The organism is Petrocella atlantisensis (assembly GCF_900538275.1).
GTDB lineage: Bacteria > Bacillota > Clostridia > Lachnospirales > Vallitaleaceae > Petrocella > Petrocella atlantisensis.
In genome coordinates this window covers 3,058,973-3,077,705 of sequence record NZ_LR130778.1, presented here as the reverse complement: position 1 = coordinate 3,077,705, position 18,733 = coordinate 3,058,973, and the positions used below count along the sequence as shown (strand labels likewise).

At 36.5% G+C, this 18,733-nt stretch carries 19 protein-coding genes; 3 read left to right on the top strand and 16 right to left on the bottom strand.

Annotated features, from left to right (window positions below):
* Positions 1 to 169 precede the first annotated feature (169 nt).
* A complete protein-coding gene (scfA, locus tag PATL70BA_RS14185) occupies positions 170 to 319 on the bottom strand; it encodes a six-cysteine ranthipeptide SCIFF (protein ID WP_125137989.1) in 150 nt (49 codons plus the stop codon).
* A gap of 203 nt (positions 320 to 522) precedes the next feature.
* Here scfA and PATL70BA_RS14180 point away from each other — a divergent pair, with 203 nt between their 5' ends.
* Entirely contained in the window at positions 523 to 1,404 is an 882-nt protein-coding gene (locus PATL70BA_RS14180) for a PHP domain-containing protein (RefSeq protein WP_125137988.1), read from the top strand.
* 33 nt (positions 1,405 to 1,437) lie between these two features.
* Here the strand turns inward: PATL70BA_RS14180 and yajC are convergent, their stop codons facing one another.
* From yajC to PATL70BA_RS14165, 3 genes are all read right to left on the bottom strand, one after another.
* Positions 1,438 to 1,779, bottom strand: coding sequence for a preprotein translocase subunit YajC (gene yajC, locus PATL70BA_RS14175; protein ID WP_125137987.1), 342 nt, complete (start codon positions 1,777 to 1,779; stop codon positions 1,438 to 1,440).
* Positions 1,780 to 1,913: 134 nt separating this feature from the next.
* Positions 1,914 to 3,041: a tRNA guanosine(34) transglycosylase Tgt gene (gene tgt, locus PATL70BA_RS14170; protein ID WP_125137986.1), complete on the bottom strand. Its 1,128-nt coding sequence runs from the start codon at positions 3,039 to 3,041 to the stop codon at positions 1,914 to 1,916.
* Positions 3,042 to 3,090: 49 nt separating this feature from the next.
* On the bottom strand, positions 3,091 to 4,470 hold the full coding sequence (locus tag PATL70BA_RS14165; protein WP_243115925.1) for an NAD(P)/FAD-dependent oxidoreductase: 1,380 nt from the start codon (positions 4,468 to 4,470) through the stop codon (positions 3,091 to 3,093).
* 217 nt (positions 4,471 to 4,687) lie between these two features.
* Between PATL70BA_RS14165 and aroC the strand changes: the two genes are divergently transcribed.
* Positions 4,688 to 5,788: a chorismate synthase gene (aroC, locus tag PATL70BA_RS14160; protein ID WP_125137984.1), complete on the top strand. Its 1,101-nt coding sequence runs from the start codon at positions 4,688 to 4,690 to the stop codon at positions 5,786 to 5,788.
* An 88-nt stretch (positions 5,789 to 5,876) separates the two neighbouring features.
* On the opposite strand, the gene PATL70BA_RS14155 is transcribed toward aroC, so the two are convergent.
* Together PATL70BA_RS14155 and PATL70BA_RS14150 are read right to left on the bottom strand one after the other, a co-directional pair.
* Positions 5,877 to 6,359 (bottom strand): cysteine hydrolase family protein, encoded by a 483-nt coding sequence (locus PATL70BA_RS14155; RefSeq protein WP_125137983.1) that lies wholly within the window; start codon positions 6,357 to 6,359, stop codon positions 5,877 to 5,879.
* Positions 6,360 to 6,410: 51 nt separating this feature from the next.
* Complete coding sequence (locus PATL70BA_RS14150) at positions 6,411 to 8,723, bottom strand: bifunctional diguanylate cyclase/phosphodiesterase (protein WP_125137982.1); 2,313 nt, start codon at positions 8,721 to 8,723, stop codon at positions 6,411 to 6,413.
* Positions 8,724 to 9,060: 337 nt separating this feature from the next.
* On the opposite strand from PATL70BA_RS14150, the gene PATL70BA_RS14145 reads away from it, so the two are divergent.
* On the top strand, positions 9,061 to 10,170 hold the full coding sequence (locus PATL70BA_RS14145) for a GGDEF domain-containing protein (protein WP_125137981.1): 1,110 nt from the start codon (positions 9,061 to 9,063) through the stop codon (positions 10,168 to 10,170).
* Between the two features lie 121 nt (positions 10,171 to 10,291).
* On the opposite strand, the gene PATL70BA_RS14140 is transcribed toward PATL70BA_RS14145, so the two are convergent.
* The 10 genes from PATL70BA_RS14140 to PATL70BA_RS14095 form a co-directional block, all read right to left on the bottom strand.
* Complete coding sequence (locus tag PATL70BA_RS14140; protein WP_125137980.1) at positions 10,292 to 10,723, bottom strand: signal peptidase II; 432 nt, start codon at positions 10,721 to 10,723, stop codon at positions 10,292 to 10,294.
* A gap of 86 nt (positions 10,724 to 10,809) precedes the next feature.
* Entirely contained in the window at positions 10,810 to 11,565 is a 756-nt protein-coding gene (locus tag PATL70BA_RS14135) for a MerR family transcriptional regulator (RefSeq protein WP_125137979.1), read from the bottom strand.
* A 179-nt stretch (positions 11,566 to 11,744) separates the two neighbouring features.
* Positions 11,745 to 12,173, bottom strand: a complete 429-nt coding sequence (locus PATL70BA_RS14130) for a DUF3221 domain-containing protein (RefSeq protein ID WP_125137978.1) — start codon at positions 12,171 to 12,173, stop codon at positions 11,745 to 11,747.
* A 288-nt stretch (positions 12,174 to 12,461) separates the two neighbouring features.
* Positions 12,462 to 13,130, bottom strand: coding sequence for a DUF3159 domain-containing protein (locus tag PATL70BA_RS14125; protein WP_125137977.1), 669 nt, complete (start codon positions 13,128 to 13,130; stop codon positions 12,462 to 12,464).
* Positions 13,127 to 13,453, bottom strand: coding sequence for a DUF1475 family protein (locus PATL70BA_RS14120; RefSeq protein WP_125137976.1), 327 nt, complete (start codon positions 13,451 to 13,453; stop codon positions 13,127 to 13,129). Before PATL70BA_RS14120 ends, PATL70BA_RS14125 begins: the two co-directional genes overlap by 4 nt.
* 223 nt (positions 13,454 to 13,676) lie before the next feature.
* Positions 13,677 to 14,633: a D-2-hydroxyacid dehydrogenase gene (locus PATL70BA_RS14115; RefSeq protein ID WP_125137975.1), complete on the bottom strand. Its 957-nt coding sequence runs from the start codon at positions 14,631 to 14,633 to the stop codon at positions 13,677 to 13,679.
* Between the two features lie 99 nt (positions 14,634 to 14,732).
* Positions 14,733 to 15,869 (bottom strand): glycerate kinase family protein, encoded by a 1,137-nt coding sequence (locus PATL70BA_RS14110; protein WP_125137974.1) that lies wholly within the window; start codon positions 15,867 to 15,869, stop codon positions 14,733 to 14,735.
* Positions 15,870 to 15,897: 28 nt separating this feature from the next.
* The gene (locus PATL70BA_RS14105; protein WP_125137973.1) at positions 15,898 to 16,617 is read right to left on the bottom strand and encodes a FadR/GntR family transcriptional regulator; all 720 of its coding nucleotides are present in this window, start codon (positions 16,615 to 16,617) and stop codon (positions 15,898 to 15,900) included.
* A gap of 89 nt (positions 16,618 to 16,706) precedes the next feature.
* Positions 16,707 to 18,203 (bottom strand): tripartite tricarboxylate transporter permease, encoded by a 1,497-nt coding sequence (locus tag PATL70BA_RS14100; RefSeq protein ID WP_125137972.1) that lies wholly within the window; start codon positions 18,201 to 18,203, stop codon positions 16,707 to 16,709.
* Between the two features lie 15 nt (positions 18,204 to 18,218).
* Positions 18,219 to 18,716, bottom strand: coding sequence for a tripartite tricarboxylate transporter TctB family protein (locus PATL70BA_RS14095; RefSeq protein WP_172596260.1), 498 nt, complete (start codon positions 18,714 to 18,716; stop codon positions 18,219 to 18,221).
* Positions 18,717 to 18,733: the final 17 nt, after the last annotated feature.

The following is an 18,733-nucleotide window of genomic DNA, read 5'->3' as shown; positions in this document are numbered from 1 at the left end:
GTCAAACTGTTTTAAATATGGTTGTATTAAATTAAACGTTTTGTAATGTATTAGTGAATTCACTAATACATTACAAAAAGAAACTGAAAGAGACCTTCGTCTTTTCAGTTTACCTTAGGCAGCCTATACGAATATACAAACTCTATTAAGAAGCTGTGTTGTTTCACTGCTATCTCATTTTTTCATTTTCGCAAGATTGATTACCTACGGTGCAGGACGTCTTACAAGCAGATTGACATGAGGTTTGACATTCTCCACATCCACCATGTTTCAATGTTTCTTTTAGTACGGTTGCATTTAGGGTTTTTATATGCTTCATTTTCATTCCTCCATTGTAGAACCCGACTTTTAACTGAATCATTATAACATATTCTCCTAAGGAATAAAACCTTTATTTCAACCACAAAACTAGAAATCCTCCTACTATTTAGATGAATTACATAAGCACCATAACATACACCATTCAAATATGATATAATAAACCCCACTAATAACAATCTACATAGAAATAAGGTGAACAAAATGAAAATCATTGATCTTCATAGTCATACAAATGCCTCTGACGGCACCTATAGCCCAAAGCAACTGGTAGATTATGCTCATGTGAAAGGTTTAAGTGCCCTTGCCATAACAGACCATGATACAACTGAGGCTTTAGCAGAAGCCAAGTCATATGCACTTAAGTACCCTAATCTTGAGATTATTTCCGGTATAGAGTTTTCCACACACTCTGATCTGTGTACTTCAGATATACACATATTGGCCTATTATATTCAAGAAAGCGATCTATTGTTTCAGGACCAATTAAAACAACTGACTGCTTCCAGATCCCTTAGAAATGAAAAAATGATTCAAAAAATGCAAGAAGGGGGTTTGAACATCACCATGGAAGATGTTCTTTCAACTTCTGAAGATGGCATCATCACAAGAGCTCATTTTGCAAAAGCAATGGAAAATCTTGGTATAGTCAAAAATATGCGTAAGGCTTTTGATAAATATATAGGTAATGATGGACGCTACTATATTGAGCGGGAAAAAGTAACACAAGAGATGGCCATCCAAATGATCATAAAAAATGGTGGCGTCCCTGTTTTGGCTCATCCAGTACTCTATAAGCTGAACTTAAAAACCTTAGACTACCTACTTGGCGAACTGGTAAACTATGGTTTACAAGGTATTGAAGGCATCTATACAACTTATAAAACCCATGAAACCCAATATATTAAAGCTATGGCAGAAAATCATGGACTTATTGTCACAGGTGGTTCTGATTTTCACGGTGCTCATAAGCCAGGTATAGATCTTGGCACCGGTTATGGTGACTTGCAGATACCTTATTCCATAAGAGATGAACTCTACCAAGCACATTTGATGAACAAAAAAAGAAGGCTATCTACGAGTTGAGATAGCCTTCTTAAGTTTTTCATATGAATCGTCTTATTCTTCTTCTGATTTTACTATGGACAAGTCCGGCTCTGCTTTTGAAATAATACCGGCACGTTGCACAGGGACTCTAACACTTTTGTTTGTGCCAAGTTCAACGATGACGACATCATTGACTGTGTCAACAACTTTTCCATAAATACCAGCACTAAGTAAAACTGAATCACCAATTTTAATGGAGTTTTGTAAAGCTTCTGTTTCTTTTTGTCTTTTTTTCTGAGGTCTGATTAAGACAAACCACATAAATGCAAATAAAGCTCCGTAAAGTAAAAGTGAATACATTATGCCTGAACCACCGGTGCCTGTTCCTGCTTCAAGTAATGGTAAAAAATTCATATATTGCCTCCTAATAGTTCCTGTTATATATTCATGATAACTTTCTTAAGCTTACACATTAAAAACCCTTGTGTCAACACTTTTATAGAATTTTAAGATGTGAAGCCCTCTGCCTAACAGCTTTTTAACCTTTTTTATTTAATATTCATGCCATCTATTTTGGCTTTTTTGTAAGCTTGATAAACACCTTTTTCAATAGCATCCCTGATTTCTTCCATCATGGTGTTGTAAAAATACAGATTATGCATGACGCACAATCTCATACCAAGCATCTCTTTGGCCTTCATCAAATGCCTAATATATGCCCTGCTATAGGTTTTACATGCTTCACAACCACACCCTTCTTCAATCGGTCTTTCGTCCAGTTCAAATTTGGCGTTGTAGATGTTCATCTTTCCATGATTAGTATAGACATGACCATGGCGTCCGTTTCTGGTTGGATAGACGCAGTCGAAAAAATCAACACCTCGTTCTACAGCCTCAAGGATGTTCTCCGGTGTTCCGACACCCATCAGATAGGTCGGTTTATTTTCCGGCATATAGGGCACTGTGGATTCTAGTATTCTATACATTTCATCATGACTCTCACCAACGGCCAATCCACCTATTGCATAACCGTCTAAGTTCATATCACCAATAACTTTAGCGTGTTCTATCCGTAAATCATCATAGATACCACCTTGATTAATACCAAAGAGCATCTGCCTATTGTTAATCGTTGATTCAAGACTATTTAAACGGGTCAGTTCTTTTCGACAGCGCTCCAGCCAACGGGTTGTTCGATCCACAGAGTCAATGACATACTTGCGTGTTGCCGGAATCGGTGGACATTCATCAAAGGCCATTGCGATGGTTGAGCTTAGATTGGATTGAATCTGCATGCTTTCTTCCGGACCCATGAAAATTTTGTGTCCGTCAATGTGTGAAGAGAAATAAACACCTTCTTCTTTAATTTTTCTAAGGGCTGCCAAAGAAAATACCTGAAAGCCACCGGAATCAGTAAGAATAGGTCGGTCCCAAACCATAAATTTATGTAAGCCACCTAATTTTTTTATGGTGGCATCACCGGTTCGAACGTGGAGATGGTATGTATTGGATAGTTGTACCTGACATTTGATATCTTTTAGATCATTGGTGGATACACCACCCTTTATTGCCGCAACTGTCCCTACATTCATAAAAACAGGCGTCTGAATAGGACCATGTACCGTGTGAAACGTACCGCGCTTGGCCATACCGTCCTTCTTTAACAATTCATACATAATGCACTAACCTCTCGTTTTCCGTTGTTTGATGAAAACTGTCTATAACTTATATTTCATTGTTCTTATAAGCTTCCTTTAATTGCTGGGCTACATAGATACCACTTGCTGCTGCTTGGGATAAGGAGTGGGTAACACCTGAACAATCGCCAAGTATATAAAGACCTTTTATAATGGTTTCTAGATTCTGATCTACTTCCACCTTAGAATTATAGAACTTAACTTCAACACCATAGAGCAATGTATCCTCATTCGCGGTACCGGGTGCAATCTTATCTAGTGCATAGATCATCTCTACGATGTTGTCCAATTGGCGTTTAGGCAACACCAGACTCAAGTCACCTGGGGTCGCATGTAAGGTTGGTGTCGTAAAGCATTTGAGCATCCTTCTTTTTGAGCTTCTTCTTCCTTTTATCAGATCCCCAAAACGTTGCATAATAACACCACCGCCAAGCATGTTGCTTAAACGGGCAATATGTTCACCATACTCATTGCTGTTTTTAAAGGGTTCCGTGAATTTATTGGTTACCAATAAGGCAAAATTTGTATTTTCCGTATGCTTCGATGGGTCTGAATAACTATGACCATTTACAGTCACAATGTCACCATAGTTTTCTGTCACAACTTCACCATAAGGGTTCATACAAAATGTTCGTACCAAGTCATTATAACGGTCCGTTCGATAGACAATCTTACTCTCATAGACTTGGTCTGTGATTTCTTTAAACACAAGTGCCGGTAATTCTACACGTACACCAATATCCACTCGGTTATTTTCTGTTTCAATGCCAAATTGGTCACAGATTTTATTGATCCAGTTGGAACCTGTTCGGCCTGTTGCAAGAATAAGCTTTTTGCCTTCAAAAGTCTGATCTTTTGTCTTAATGACAAAATGATCTTCGACTTTTTCTACTGTTTCTGCCTCTGTTTCGAACAAGATGGTCATTTTATCTTTGATAAAATCATACATCTGACCCGCAATAACAAAATTACGGTCTGTACCCAGATGTCGCACCTTAGCATCTAGAAGATGTAAGTCGTGCTTAAGGGCTTCTGCTTTCAAAGTGCTGTTACCTGTTGAATAGAGCTTCGCTTCTGCGCCACCCATTTCTAAGTTAATCTGATCCACATACCACATAAGATCAATGGCTTCTTTTTCGCCGATATAGCGGTAGAGTTCGCCACCAAAATTATTGGTAATATTATATTTGCCATCTGAAAAGCCGCCAGCGCCATAAAAACCTTCCATAATACTACAGGTTTTGCATTTACATGGTATGGTGGGATTTTTGGTCTTCGGGCAGAACCTTTTGTCCAAAGCATATCCCTTCTCAATCATCAATATTTCCATACCCGGATTGTCTTTGGCAAATTCATAAGCAGCAAAAATTCCAGCTGCACCAGCACCAATTAATATTACGTCATACATAGTTACACCTCTTTTATTCCTTCTATCATTGTCTTTCATATCATTATTTCACCCCATTATATCATTTATTTTGAAGGATAAAAAGATATAACTTCAATAAAGAAGCAGTCCCTTTCAATTCAAAGCCTAGATTATGCGATATCCGTGACTTGCTTTATCACTTTAAATTGATTATAATCATAAGAACCATAATGAATTTGCAAAGGAGGATTACTCTATGCCAGGATCAATATTTGGTACATTATTTAGAATATCTACTTGGGGTGAGTCTCATGGTCAAGGCGTCGGTGTTGTTATTGACGGTTGTCCTGCAGGATTACCACTTGAAGTGCGAGACATACAACTTGAATTAAATAAAAGAAAACCCGGTCAAAATAAATATGCCTCACCTAGGAAGGAAAACGACAAAGTCGAAATTCTTTCCGGCGTTTTTGAAGGTGTGACAACCGGTACTCCCATATCCTTAATTGTAAAAAACACGGATCAACGTCCAAAGGATTACTCTAACATTGTGGATGTCTATCGACCCGGACATGCGGATTTTACTTTTGATGAAAAATATGGATTACGTGATTACCGTGGTGGTGGACGTTCCTCTGCTCGTGAGACTATAGGCCGTGTTGCTGCCGGGGCCATCGCTAAGAAAATACTTAAGGAGTTTGGTATAACCTTACTTGGCTATACAAGATCTGTTGGACCTGTCATTGTTGATATGGCTGATTTTGATGCTTCTCAGATTGATGAAAATCTATTTCGAATGCCGGATGAAGCAAAAGCCATCGAAGCCGGACACTATGTAGATGATATCATTAAAGAAGGCAACTCCATTGGTGGTACTATCGAATGTGTTGTAACCGGCGTTCCAACTGGACTTGGAGAGACAGTTTTTGACAAATTAGATGCTAACCTTGCAAAAGCCGTCATGTCCATCGGAGCAATCAAAGCCGTCGAAATTGGAGCCGGTGTTGGCGTTGCTGATAAAAAGGGCTTTGACAACAACGACTTCTCTCGCTATGAAGACGGAATGCTGATCAAAGAAACCAACCATGCCGGCGGTATTGTAGGTGGTATGAGTGATGGTAGCCCAATTATCGTTAGAGCCACTGTAAAACCGACCGCTTCTATCCACATTGAACAACCCAGCGTCACAAGGCAAAAAGAGAACAAAGAAATCATGATTGAAGGTCGTCATGACCCTGTTATCGTTCCTAGAGCTGTTACCATATTAGAAGCCATGACAGCATTGGTGCTTGTGGATGCACTGATGCTGAATATGACCGCTAAAATGGATTACCTTAGAAAAATATATACAATTTAAACTATATATGATACAAAACCAAGGACCTGAAATTAGGTCCTTCTTTTTTCGCTCTTATCATAAAACGCTTCACAGTCTATATGGTCTTTTATAAAAAATATTCCAAGGCTTGATAGTTTATAATCGGTCTCAATAATTGGATCCGTTTGATTTCTTCTTCGTCATAGCCTGCAACACCATTTTGCAATAAATAAACTTGGTACCCTCTTTCTCTTGCGCCATTATAGGTAAAAAGTACACAGTGCTCTACTGCAAAGCCGCTGACGATAACACCATCAACACCTTCTGCTTTTAGTACCGCATCTAGTTCTGTTTCCCAGAATGCATTACAATGTTGTTTATGAATGACTCTATCTTGATCCGTGATAATAAGATTGTCGACACAATCAAATGCTTCTGTATCAGGCGAACCCACTTCAATATCTTTAATAATGACAACAGGATAACTTTTACTACGGAAATACTGGCTAATTTCATTGATATATTCTACTGCCAGATCAAATGAACGCTTAGCTGGCGTTTCTTCTCTACAACCTATTTGCATATCTACTATTAGTAGTGCTACTTTCATTTTGGTACCTCCATATTCTAAATCTTTTTAGTTTGGCAAACTTGTTTTCACTCACAAGACGTCATACTCAAACTTCAAATCCTCAATGCTTAGAGGTTTGGAGAAGAGATAGCCTTGTCCATATAAGCACATGTTTTCCAAAAGAAACATTGCTTCTTTAGTGGTTTCAATACCTTCCGCTACAACTGACAAGCTCATATTATCACACATTTGTATCATTGACTTAATAACTTGTTCGGCCATCTTGTTATCTGTAATTGCCTCAATAAACGACTTGTCTATTTTAACATAATCTAGCGGTATTTTTGATAGATAACTCAAGGACGAATAACCTATTCCGAAGTCGTCTAGAGATATCTTAATGCCTATTTTTCTAAGGTTCAATAATGTCTCAATATTCATATTAAAATTACTCATAACGACCCGTTCGGTGATTTCTATTTCTATATGACTTGGGTTCACCTGATATTTCCTAAGAATGGACTCAAGCTTACTTACAAAGTCCACTTGCTCCAATGTCTTAGCAGTGATGTTAATAGAAATCGGGAATAATCTCAAATTTGCTAATTGCCTACTTTTTAGTAATTGGCATGCTTCTTCAATCACAAAATAATCTATATCAATTATTAACGCTGTTGTCTCTGCAATCGGAATGAATTCATCCGGCATTATTTGACCTTTATCAGGATGAGACCATCGAATGAGTGCTTCTGTTTTTACAACTTTTTGACTGCCTAATGCAACGATTGGTTGATATAATAAATAAAACTGTTTTTCTGTTAACGCGTTGGCTATGGATAATTTCATTTCTGCATCATAGTTTAATTCATCTAACATTGCTTCCGTGAACCGCTTGATACTGGAGTGATGATCTTTTTTTGCATATTTTGTCGCTGCTATTGCCGCATTAATCAAATCAATATAACTAGGGTTATCCCTTATAAAACTGTAACCAATATTAACAATAAAATGGTTGTCGATTGATTTTTTCTCTTCAAAGTCATTAAGAAAACCAGATATTTTATCTTCAAATACTTGCGTTATCATATTCGTAGTGTCCGGTATTAGTATAGCAAAAGCATTGTCTGTGTATTTGTATAAAACACTATTTGCAGGGACAAAACGTTTAAGTCTTTTCACAACATTTTCAACAATTGTGGCATGTATATCAAACCGTTTATTTCTTGTGTTAATAAGTTCATCCACTTCTATCATTACAAGTCCCAATTTATCCTTACTCTTTTCGGTACTTATAAGTACATGATAGTCTTCTTCAAAAACAATGGCATTCGGTAATGAGGTCTCAACATCAAAATACGTAAGAGACTTAATTCGATCCATCAACACATTAAAACTATTACCCAATCGGCCAATTTCATCTTGACGATTAAATTTGGCTCTAACAGAAAAATCACCCTCTGAACCTCTTAACATAAGTTGATCTAATTCATGAATTGGCTTAGATGCTTTTCTAATCACCATGTAGGTGAAAAGCATGATAAAAAGCGAAAAAATTAAGGAGCATATTAATGAAAGATATAATAAGTTTCTAACCGGTTTCAATATACTATACTCTGAGATTACATTATAAAGACCCCACTGATAGTCCCCTATTTGACTGTACAAAACATAGTAATTCTCACCTTCATATTTTTTTATTTTGACACCATTATCATTTTGGCTTTCAATATGAACAAAATCACGAAGTTCATCTTCAAAGTTGTTGTCCTTAAACCAATGATCACCCACTTCTGAATAGATAACACTGCCACCGGAAGAAACAATAAATCTTTGAGGTGACTGCATATAACCCGTTGTTTTAATATCTTCAAATAATGACACCATCTCTATTCGTCCAAGTATTGCACCAACAGTCTCATCATGAAGATCAAAAATGGGTACAGCTGCAACAATAACTGATTCGCCTGTTTTACGACTGATTAACATCTCAGAAATTGCAGATTGACCCATTAAAGCCTTTTTTATATACTTACGATCACTAAGGTCTAAAACCGTACCATCATAGTATTTTGCCTGACCATCTATATCAACCATTGCAATTTCATCATAGAAACCATTGTAATTAGTATCTATTAACACTTGCTGTTCTTCCCAATCCATCGTATTAAGATGCGGAATATTAGATATGTTATTTAGTGGTTTCATATAGCTTGCTATGATTCTTTCAAGAAAAATGGCAGTTTCATTCGTCGTAATACTTAATGTATCTAAACTATTCTTAATAACATACCTGCCGTATATGGTATATGTACCAAAAATAAAAATTAACTGAATGACAATAATTGAGACAAAGGAAAGGAAAGTGATACGCACCCTTAGACTTTTATTAAACTTTTCAAACATCTTTGTACCACCTTAAGTTGGAATATTTAGTCGTCTTACAAGTTAATAGTTACAACAGTAGAGATTTTCTGCAAGTTTCTTCGCACTTATTAAAGCTACAACATCATTTTGAAGTACCCTTTATAATATGTCAACTCAATTGTACAAACAACATTATAAATAATACAAACAACATTTTTATAGCTCTATTTATACATTGTTTTCCTGAAAAGTGCATTTAACGTTCGCACTTAAGATAAACAGTTTCTCCTATATAGGAGGGACCATTGTACTATTTCCAGTCATGCTATATAATGAATATGAATAACTTTATAATCTGCAAAGAAAGTATAGGATTATGAGAAAAAAAGAAAACGACGCAATACGTACTTTAAATTGTAAAATTAATGAAGACAATATATCTGGGTTAAGAACTATTGTCATTGTAATTCTAGCGATTGTGACGCTTCAGACAATTGTTTATTTGAGTGTAAAACAAATTTCATTTGGGTCAGATATTGTGGGCATAAAAATAGCACTGATGTTTCTTGGTGGCATATTGTTGTTTTCATTTGCAAAAATTAATACTACAGGTTCTTTTTTCAAAAAATATTCAGATGTATATATCGGTGGCATTGTATTCGTGATACTGGGCATGTCCATTATTAATACTTTTTTTGCACAAGCTATAAGCTCTGATATTAGTATTTATATCTTAGTTTTATTTTCAGTCATTGGTACTGTAAGGATTCGTCCCAAGATCATCAGTATTATTCTTGTGTTAAGCTATAGTTTCTTTTCTATCGGATTACCTTTTTTTCAATCTAATATGTCGTTTCTTGTACCCCATCTGATCAATGGACTTGTTATTAATGTTATCGCCTTTTTTATATCACGTATGCTGTATCATTATGCGGTAGCCTATTTTTATGATAAAGCGGAAATTGAAAAAAAGAACGAAGAACTAAAATTCTTATCGGAAAGAGATGCATTAACCGGACTTTATAATCAACGTATGATTAACACCTATATAGATAAATATATAGCTCAAGTTGAATTATCAGGTGAAAATTTATTTTTGGGTGTAATTGATTTAGACGGGTTCAAAAAAATAAACGATAATTACGGACATGCTTTTGGAGATAAAGTACTATGTCGTATTGCTAATATCATTAAAAATAATCTAATAAAAGCTGAATTCATAGGACGGTATGGTGGTGATGAATTTGTTCTTATTTTTAAGAATCTTGAAACAAATGAAGTCAGTCATATTATGGAGAATGTATTGTCAGAATTAAACAAAGTAGAATTCCAGGAAGATAAACTTTCGTTTAGTTGTGGTATAGCAAAATGGCAAGGTGAATCAACAAGAGACTTTTTTTATAGAGCAGACAGCTATATGTATAAAATCAAAAATTCAGGTAAAAATGGTGTTTTAATTACCGACGATGAGGAAGAAGCCGTATAAAGAAAAAAGCTATTGAAGCTTTTTTATCTACATTTTTTGTTCTATAACTTAAAGAAGACATACAAGTATTTATCTTGCATGCCTTCTTTTATTTTAATTACTTATAAAGCAATATCTGAATCTATTTTCCAATCCACTTACCAATGAACATTAAGAAGACCCCTTCAAAAATAGCAAAATCCGCTAAATTATAATGTACGTTGTGTTTGGGTGCAAAGGCAATATAATCCACCACGTAGCCTCTTTTGATTCTGTCCGTATAATTCCCAAGAGCGCCACCCAGCATAAGGGCTAGTCCTATACCGGTCCACTTACCTTTTCCCGTTGTCCAGTACGGTATACCTATAACTAGAATCATAACGATAGATAGGATTGTTAAAACATGGAGATAAGCCGGTTTGTCTTTCAACCAACCTAAAAATGCACCTCTGTTTTTTACCAGACTAAAACTGATTTTTTCATTAAGATAATACACTGGTTTTTGTCCCGCCAATTTATTTATGGCATATTTTTTAATGATTTGATCCATGATCCATACCCATACTGTCAACATCCAGACGATCCTCCTCAAGTGTTATTATGTCACTTTCTACATATGATAGCACATGATGCTTATATAATACAATAAACTATATACCTTTACTTACAGTATATCTTAATAGCCTCATATAGAAAAGCAGCGCACCCTTCTGAAAGATCATCGTAATATTTTCTAAAACGTGGGTCATCCACATAAGTCTGAGCTAATCCCATATGTGCTTCCTTCGAATAATGATTCCAGTAACAGCCTAACCATTCTTTATGTAAAGCACAAACTTCTTGTGCAAGTGCACTCGACGGGTCACCTTGGTTAAATGCTTTTACTAAGGATGTGTTTATCTGATCCGATAATTCTTGGTACCTCCTATATTCTTTTTCTGTCAAACCCATGAGTTTTGCATTGCTACTGTCGACAATCTCATCACCATATTTTTCACGAATTTCCTTTCCATACACCTCTTCATTTTCACTCACCATCTTCTTTTTAAAACCTTGGAATTTTTCTTTATCACTCATTATTATTTCTCCTTTCGCTGCTGCAATCGTTTTTTTGACATTTGTTATCAATATTTCTATCTGTTTCTTTTTGACTTGAAGTGCTGATAAATGGTCTTCTAGAGTTGCTATACCATCATAGTCTTTCGAAAAAACAATATCCTTAATTTCATCAAGGGATACACCCAGTTCACGATAAAATAATATCTGCTGTAGAAGGTCGACTTCTTTTTGACCATATACCCGGTAGCCATTCCCACTAATCCTCCTTGGTGACAATAGCTTGATGTCGTCATAGTAGCGTAAGGTTCTTGTACTAACCCCAGCTAGCATTGCTAGCTTGTTGATACTATATTCCATAATTAACCTCCTAATCCATTAGAATCCTTAAGCTGTGTTACACTATTATTTCTTAACTATTGGCTATCAAAGACTCTATATACATAATAAACTATGACGTAACGTGAATGTCAATAGGAAAACAAGAAAAGAAGCCTCATAAGGATGAATCCCTATGAGGCTTCTCATTCATTATTAAATTAATTATCAGGATTTTCGGGAGCTTCGAGATCTTCTGGAACAATGTTGATTTGTCTAGCTGTTGCCTGTATTGGATCAGATTCCATGACATCGCCTTCGAAGAAAACATGTACATATTGACCTTCTTCCAAGGCCTCCACCGGCATTTCTTCATTCAGATAAATTACCGTATCTTCATTGACTGTAACATATCCCCGAGCATAGTCAGCACCATTGTTACCTAATTCACCTTCAACCAGAATTACAATCGTACCATCGTCATTCTCCGTTCGTTCTGTTATGTTCCCAGCTACACCATAGACAACCAATTGGGATTCTGTATCTGTTGGTAATGCTTCATCAACATCTTCCGGACTTGTAGTTGGCGTTGAGCATGCTACAAGAACTGCTAATATAATCATCATTGGTATGATTAACTTTAATTTCATGTTGTACCTCCTCTTTGAATGAATTGTTTGTATGCTTGTTAGACGTCACTGCATAATAAAATGTTTCATTAGCCTCATGATCAAACTCGGAGAATTTACACCACTAGGTTTGATATTAGTGTAAAAAATTTTTGGCAGTCGCGCATAACTATTATCGAGATGCCATCCCGTTTTTATCTCTTTTTTATTATTCATCAGCTGTCCTTATCTTATCCAGTCATCACACTTTTTGATTTTTCAAATTTTCATTTTCTTAGAATCATTTTTTCCTATATTCGATATTCTTTATCAAAAGCCTCTTGTTTGTCCTTGATATGGTGGCAATTTTCCCGAAGTAAACTCTTCAATCCCTGGTCCACCCAAACGCTTAAGTTTCCAGATACCATAGATATAACTGATCAGTAAGACACCTATGGTTAATGGCCAACCAAGTATCGTATTCCAAATAAATAACTGTGTTGTTTGATCTGAAATATAAATCAACACTAGAATTAAGACACGTCCGAGTATAAAGAGTGACCATATCCATGTAACGTTTGTATAAGCTGGCTTTACATCCACCCGCCAAAACCAGTCCAGTGACCATCCCCTTGATAAGTGACTTGCCCATGCTGCTATTGGTTTCCCCACCAGCAAACTCACTAAGCTTACGACCAAAAAAAAGACGTTGCTGAGTATTCCAGGCAAAAAATAATTCGATGCATTGCCCGAAACAAATGAAAAGCCAGAAGCCATGATGACACCAAACAATCCACCAAAAGCATAATGCCAGTTTTGCTTTGATAATAACCTATAAATACTAAGCATCAATGCTGAGAGTATTGCTATTAATGAAGCCATTCCCAGATCAAAGCGACTGTTTAATACGACAAAAAGTAAAGGTGGTAAGAGTGCATCCATCGTTTTACCTGAAAGGACTGTTTTTAGTTCTTCTCGTAATTCCTTTAGTTTAATCATTGCCTTGCTCCCATAAAGAATTTTGTCCAGTCTCCTTTGCTAACAATTAAATGAATCAGAACATAAAGCGCTCCAGTCAAGAAACCAAATACCATCATCATAACAATCCACAGAACTGCTTGGAGGACATGCTTTTCTCTAAAAGCAATCCACATAGAAAAAAGTGTGAAACCTACATATAAATCCACCATAGAAACAACACCCCATGGGTTTGCGAGAACAGCTGAGCCATCCATAAAAAAATCTCCTTGGGTAAAACCAAAAATCAAAGCGCCAGTCATTGCTATTACACCAAGTAATGCTATGAGTTTTGCAATTTTCATAAGGCGTTCCTCTCTCCTTAAGTATATATACTCTAAATACCCTATCAATAATTGTGTCCTTTACATTTTAACACTTTATGCACCCTATCTACAATTAAATCATGACACTATTTGAACCCACCCTTTGCTACAAAATAAAATAAACCCCATAAGGACGACGCCCTATGAGGTATCTCATTTGCTTTGTGCAATAAGTCTAAGTATAAACCAAATCTATTATAAATTAATTCACCACATTCACAGGATTGCCTTTTGTATACTCGATAAGATTATCCACCGCGATATTTAATAAACGCTCTCTTGATTCTTTTGGTGCCCATGCAATATGTGGTGTAATTATACAGTTTTTTGCTTTTAGCAAAGGATTATCATCTTTTGCAGGTTCAACCGATAATACATCAAGGCCAGCTCCAGCAACTTTTCCATTATTTAAAGCCTCCGCCAGATCCTCTTCCACAATAAGAGGCCCTCTTGAAGTATTAATGATAATAACTCCATCCTTCATTTTAGCAATATTTATACTGTTAATAATACCTTGTGTACTTTCAAGTAATGGACAATGCAGTGAAATAACATCAGAATTTGCGAGCATATCATCTAGTTCTACGTATTTAAACTGTGCATTTACCAACGTTTCATTTTGATAAGCATCCACCGCTAAAACATTCATACCAAAAGCCATAGCAATCTTAGCTGTTGTTTGTCCTATTCTTCCCATACCAATTATGCCCATTGTTTTACCGGCGAGTTCCACTAATGGATAACTCCAAAAACAAAAATCTTGGCCTTTACCCCAAGTCCCTTGCTTAACCTCTTCACTATGTTCCCATACATGATGACAGATTTCAAGAAGGTGTGCAAAAACAAACTGAGCTACAGCCGTTGTTCCGTAGGTTGGTATATTCGTCACAATCATATTAAGTGCCTTGGCAGCTTGAGTATCAACCACATTATAACCTGTAGCTAGTACACCGATATACTTGACTTTTGGGAGTTTTAACAAGGTATCTTTGCTAAGTGGTGTCTTGTTGGTAAAAACGATTTCACATTCACCAACACGTTCAACAATCTGATCTTCCCTTGTTCGGTCATAGATTACAACCTCACCTAAACCCATTAATCTATCCCAGGTTAAATCACCTGGGTTTAATGTATAACCATCTAAAACAACTATTTTCATACTGAATCCTCCTTATTGGTATCGGTAGTATCACCTTCGTGATACCCCTTTTTTGAATATATGATTGCCATCTATGATTATGGCTCTGATATATTTCAATCATCTCTTTTTGAGGCGCATTCCCGTTTTAATCAAACGAACAAAACGCTCAACACCCTGTTCCATTATTTTTTCTTTATTACGAAGGATCTCTTCAAAAGAAGTTACATCTGAGACTGTCGAAAAAACGCCAGAGATATTGTGGTCATATACTTTTTCGGCTCCATCGCCTATACTACCAACAAAAGCCAGTACAGGAATATTTCCACATCTTGCTGCTACGCCAACAGGCACCTTACCATATATGGACTGTCCATCCAACTTACCTTCTCCTGTTATCACCAAATCTACATTTTCGAGTTTTTCATCAAAGGCTACCACATCAAGTATTGTTTCTATACCTGGTTTTAACACTGCACCTACAAAAGCCACAAGACCTCCTCCTAAGCCTCCGGCGGCACCAGTACCTGGAATAGAATCAAGGTGAATACCAAATGTTTCTTGAATAAGGTTGTGATAATTCACCATACCGTTCTCAAGCAACACCATCATTGTAGTTGTAGCGCCTTTTTGAGGTCCATAAGTATAGGTAGCGCCATTTGGACCTAGCAGCGGATTTGTAACATCACATATTACATCGACTTCAATATTCTTGAACCTTTTATCCATTCCGGTGATATCGATCGTACTTATATTTCCAAGTTCAATACCGCCATGTCCAACTTCTGCATGATCCTTATTATAAAACTTAACACCTAAAGCTTTAGCCATACCAAGGCCACCGTCGTTTGTAGCACTGCCACCTATGCCTATAACTAATTTTTTCGCCCCATTATCAAGAGCGTGCAACATCATTTCGCCTGTGCCATAGGTACTTGTTTTTAAGGGGTTCTTTTCTTCATCAGCAATAAGTGTGATACCCGAAGCCGTGGCCATTTCAATAACCGCAGTATCGCCCAGCAAACCATAATATGCCTTTACTTTTTGGCCTAAAGGACCGGAAACAATACAATCTACTTTTTTACCCTCTGTTGCAGTCAATATAGCTTCTACTGTTCCTTCACCACCGTCAGCTATGGGAACATGTATGATTTCTACATTCTCAATGAATTTTCTAAAACCTTGATCCAGATAATTAATGACCTCTTTTGAACTAAAGGTTCCCTTAAAAGAATCCGGCGCTAATATAATCTTCATATCGATCCTTCCTAGAACATAATTTGCTCTAATTTTCCTCTTGCCAGTTGTTCTTCCACTCTGCTAATGTTGAATCTGTAATGTCAATTATTTTACTCAAATCTTTTGATTCTAATATACGAATAATTTCCTTATGATTCTTTATACTTCTCTCCACACCATGCTCTTGTTCTATGCTTCGCCTTACGTATTCTGGAATAAATTCAAGAATTGAATACCCAATTCTCTGAATCAAAGGATTACGCGTCGTTTCAAGAAGGTATTTATGAAATGTTATATCTTGAAGGATATAATAGTCCGTATTTGAGTCCTCACTATTTTTTTCAAAGCTTGCCTCTGTCATTTTTATCATCATTTTTAATGTTGCTATTTGTTCTACTGTAATACGATTCACTGCACAAAACAAGACCATAGAATCAAACATCATTCTTAGTTCATATAGATCTTTATTAGATGATGGCTCAAGTATCAAGCTAAAGATTAATGGATCAAAGAAAGTTGGTGATACAGTGGTTGTTACAAAAGTACCTTTTCCTCTAAGTACTTCTAAAACCCCCACTGTCCTAAGGATCTTAATAGCTTCTCGAATCGAATTGCGGCTCACACCTAAGCGACTTGCTAGTTCCATTTCTGTTGGAATTTTGTCGCCTGCATTAAAGTGACGTTCTATAATCAGAGATGAAATCTGGTTTACAACATTTGACACTACTGATTCACTATCAATCTTATCAAATCTTAAATCATCCATCTACTCACCTTCTCTTTATTATTTCCCAATACTCAAAAACAAATGATCCATCTTATTTGTTATGTCAAACCTTATAAAATTATAATTCTTTAAGCATCCGAACGTTTTATCGTCGCTCTTACTTGACTTACAATCGTAATAGCAATAAGTACAAAAAATATTAGAGCAATCGGTCGGGTGAAAAATGGTGCAAAACTTCCATTACTCACAATAAGCGTTCTTCTAAATGTAACATCAATCATGTTACCAAGTATCAAACCAAGTACAATGGGAGCAGGTGAATAGCACATTTTCGATAGGAAATACCCTAATATACCAAAAATAAGTACCATAATCAAATCAAACTTTGATAGATTTATTGCGTATGCACCAATTACAGATAAAGCTGCGACAACAGGCATCAAATAAACGGTTGGGATTTTAAGAATTTTAGCCATGGGTTTTGCAAGGATCATACCAACAACCCATAAAGCGATAACCGCCAACATAATAAGTGCTGCCATCTGACTAATAAATCCCGGAGATTCAATATTAATCATTGGTCCCGGACGGATACCATGTAAAGTCAAGGCACCAAGTAATACAGCCGCAGGTGGGCTACCCGGTACACCAAGGGTTAGAAGGGGAATGGTTGCGCCTCCGATAGCTGCATTGTTAGCAACTTCAGGTGCAATAGCGCCTTCATATAAACCTGTTCCATATAAAGCCTTATCTTTACTGGTTCGCTTTGCTGTGTCGTAACCGACCCAAGCAGCCACGTCTTCACCAACGCCTGGAAGAGCGCCAAGACCTAGACCAATTAACGCTGATTGAATAATGACCCTTAGCTTAGAGAAAACAATTTTAAACGTACTGATTTTTTCTTTAACAGTGTCTTTTGCTTCTGTCACCTCTATCTTGTCCGTCTTTGCAAAAGCCTTTATAACTTCTGGAATAGCGTAAAAACCAATCATTGCAGGTATCACAGCTACACCGCTAAAAAGATTAAAGTTTTCAAATGTAAATCTTGGAATGCTCTCAAGATCATCTAAGCGAACAAATGCAAGCAATATACCGATAAGACCTGCAATCCAACCTTTTATAGATAGATCATCTGCTGCAACTGATCCACAGATTAGAACGCCAAAGAAGGCTAACATAAAATACTCTGGTGATGTAAACTTAAGGGCTATGTTAGTAAGTGGTGGTGCCAAAAGTGCAAGGGCAAGCACACCAATAAAAGTACCAATAATAGATGCAAGACGGGTTACTTTAATGGCCGTCTCAGCTTTTCCTTGTAATGCAAGCTGATGACCATCAAGTGCGGTTGCAGCTGCAGAAGCCGTTCCTGGTATGTTTAATAATATAGCTGATATACTGCCGCCATAAATACCACCTACATACACACCCATCAATATTGTAAATGTATATTCAAGTGGCACATTATATGTAAGACCAGTCAGTAGTGCAATACCCATAGTTGCTGTTAGCCCCGGCAAAGCACCTATAATAACACCAAGGGCTGTTGCACCTAGCATAAGCAAAAGGATATTTATATCAGTAAACAACATAAAAAACGACTGTATAAAAGTTGTTAAGTTTTCCATATATATCTCCTTTTCTTATGGTAGTGGAATCATGGCTAAAGTGCCAAATCCATAGGTTAATGCAACTGTTGATAAAACAGCCACAATGGTCATAATAACTATATTCTTAAAGGTTCTTTCTTGAAAAATAAGCATAAAAGTGTATAAGAAAATAAAGGTTGCTAACCAATACGGCAACAAGGGTAATAAAATAAAGATATAAATTATGAGCAATGAAATTATAATGACGGCCACTCTAAATTCTCTGTCTTTTAATAAGGCCATAACTGCTTCTTTGTGAATGAAGTCAAACCTCGCACCATCTTTTTTTGCTCTGAAGAATAGCATAAATGCGCATAAGGCCAAAAAAACACTTATAATTATTGGGAACAAACCCGCAGATACATACCATTCTTTTCCTTTTTCTAAAGTGTTTGACATTAGTCCAATGGCGCTTATAAATACAAACACTGAAAAAGCAAAAACTATAATGCTGGTCACTAAATCTGCTCTTCTCAAATTTCGCTTTTCCACTACATAACCTCCTTTAG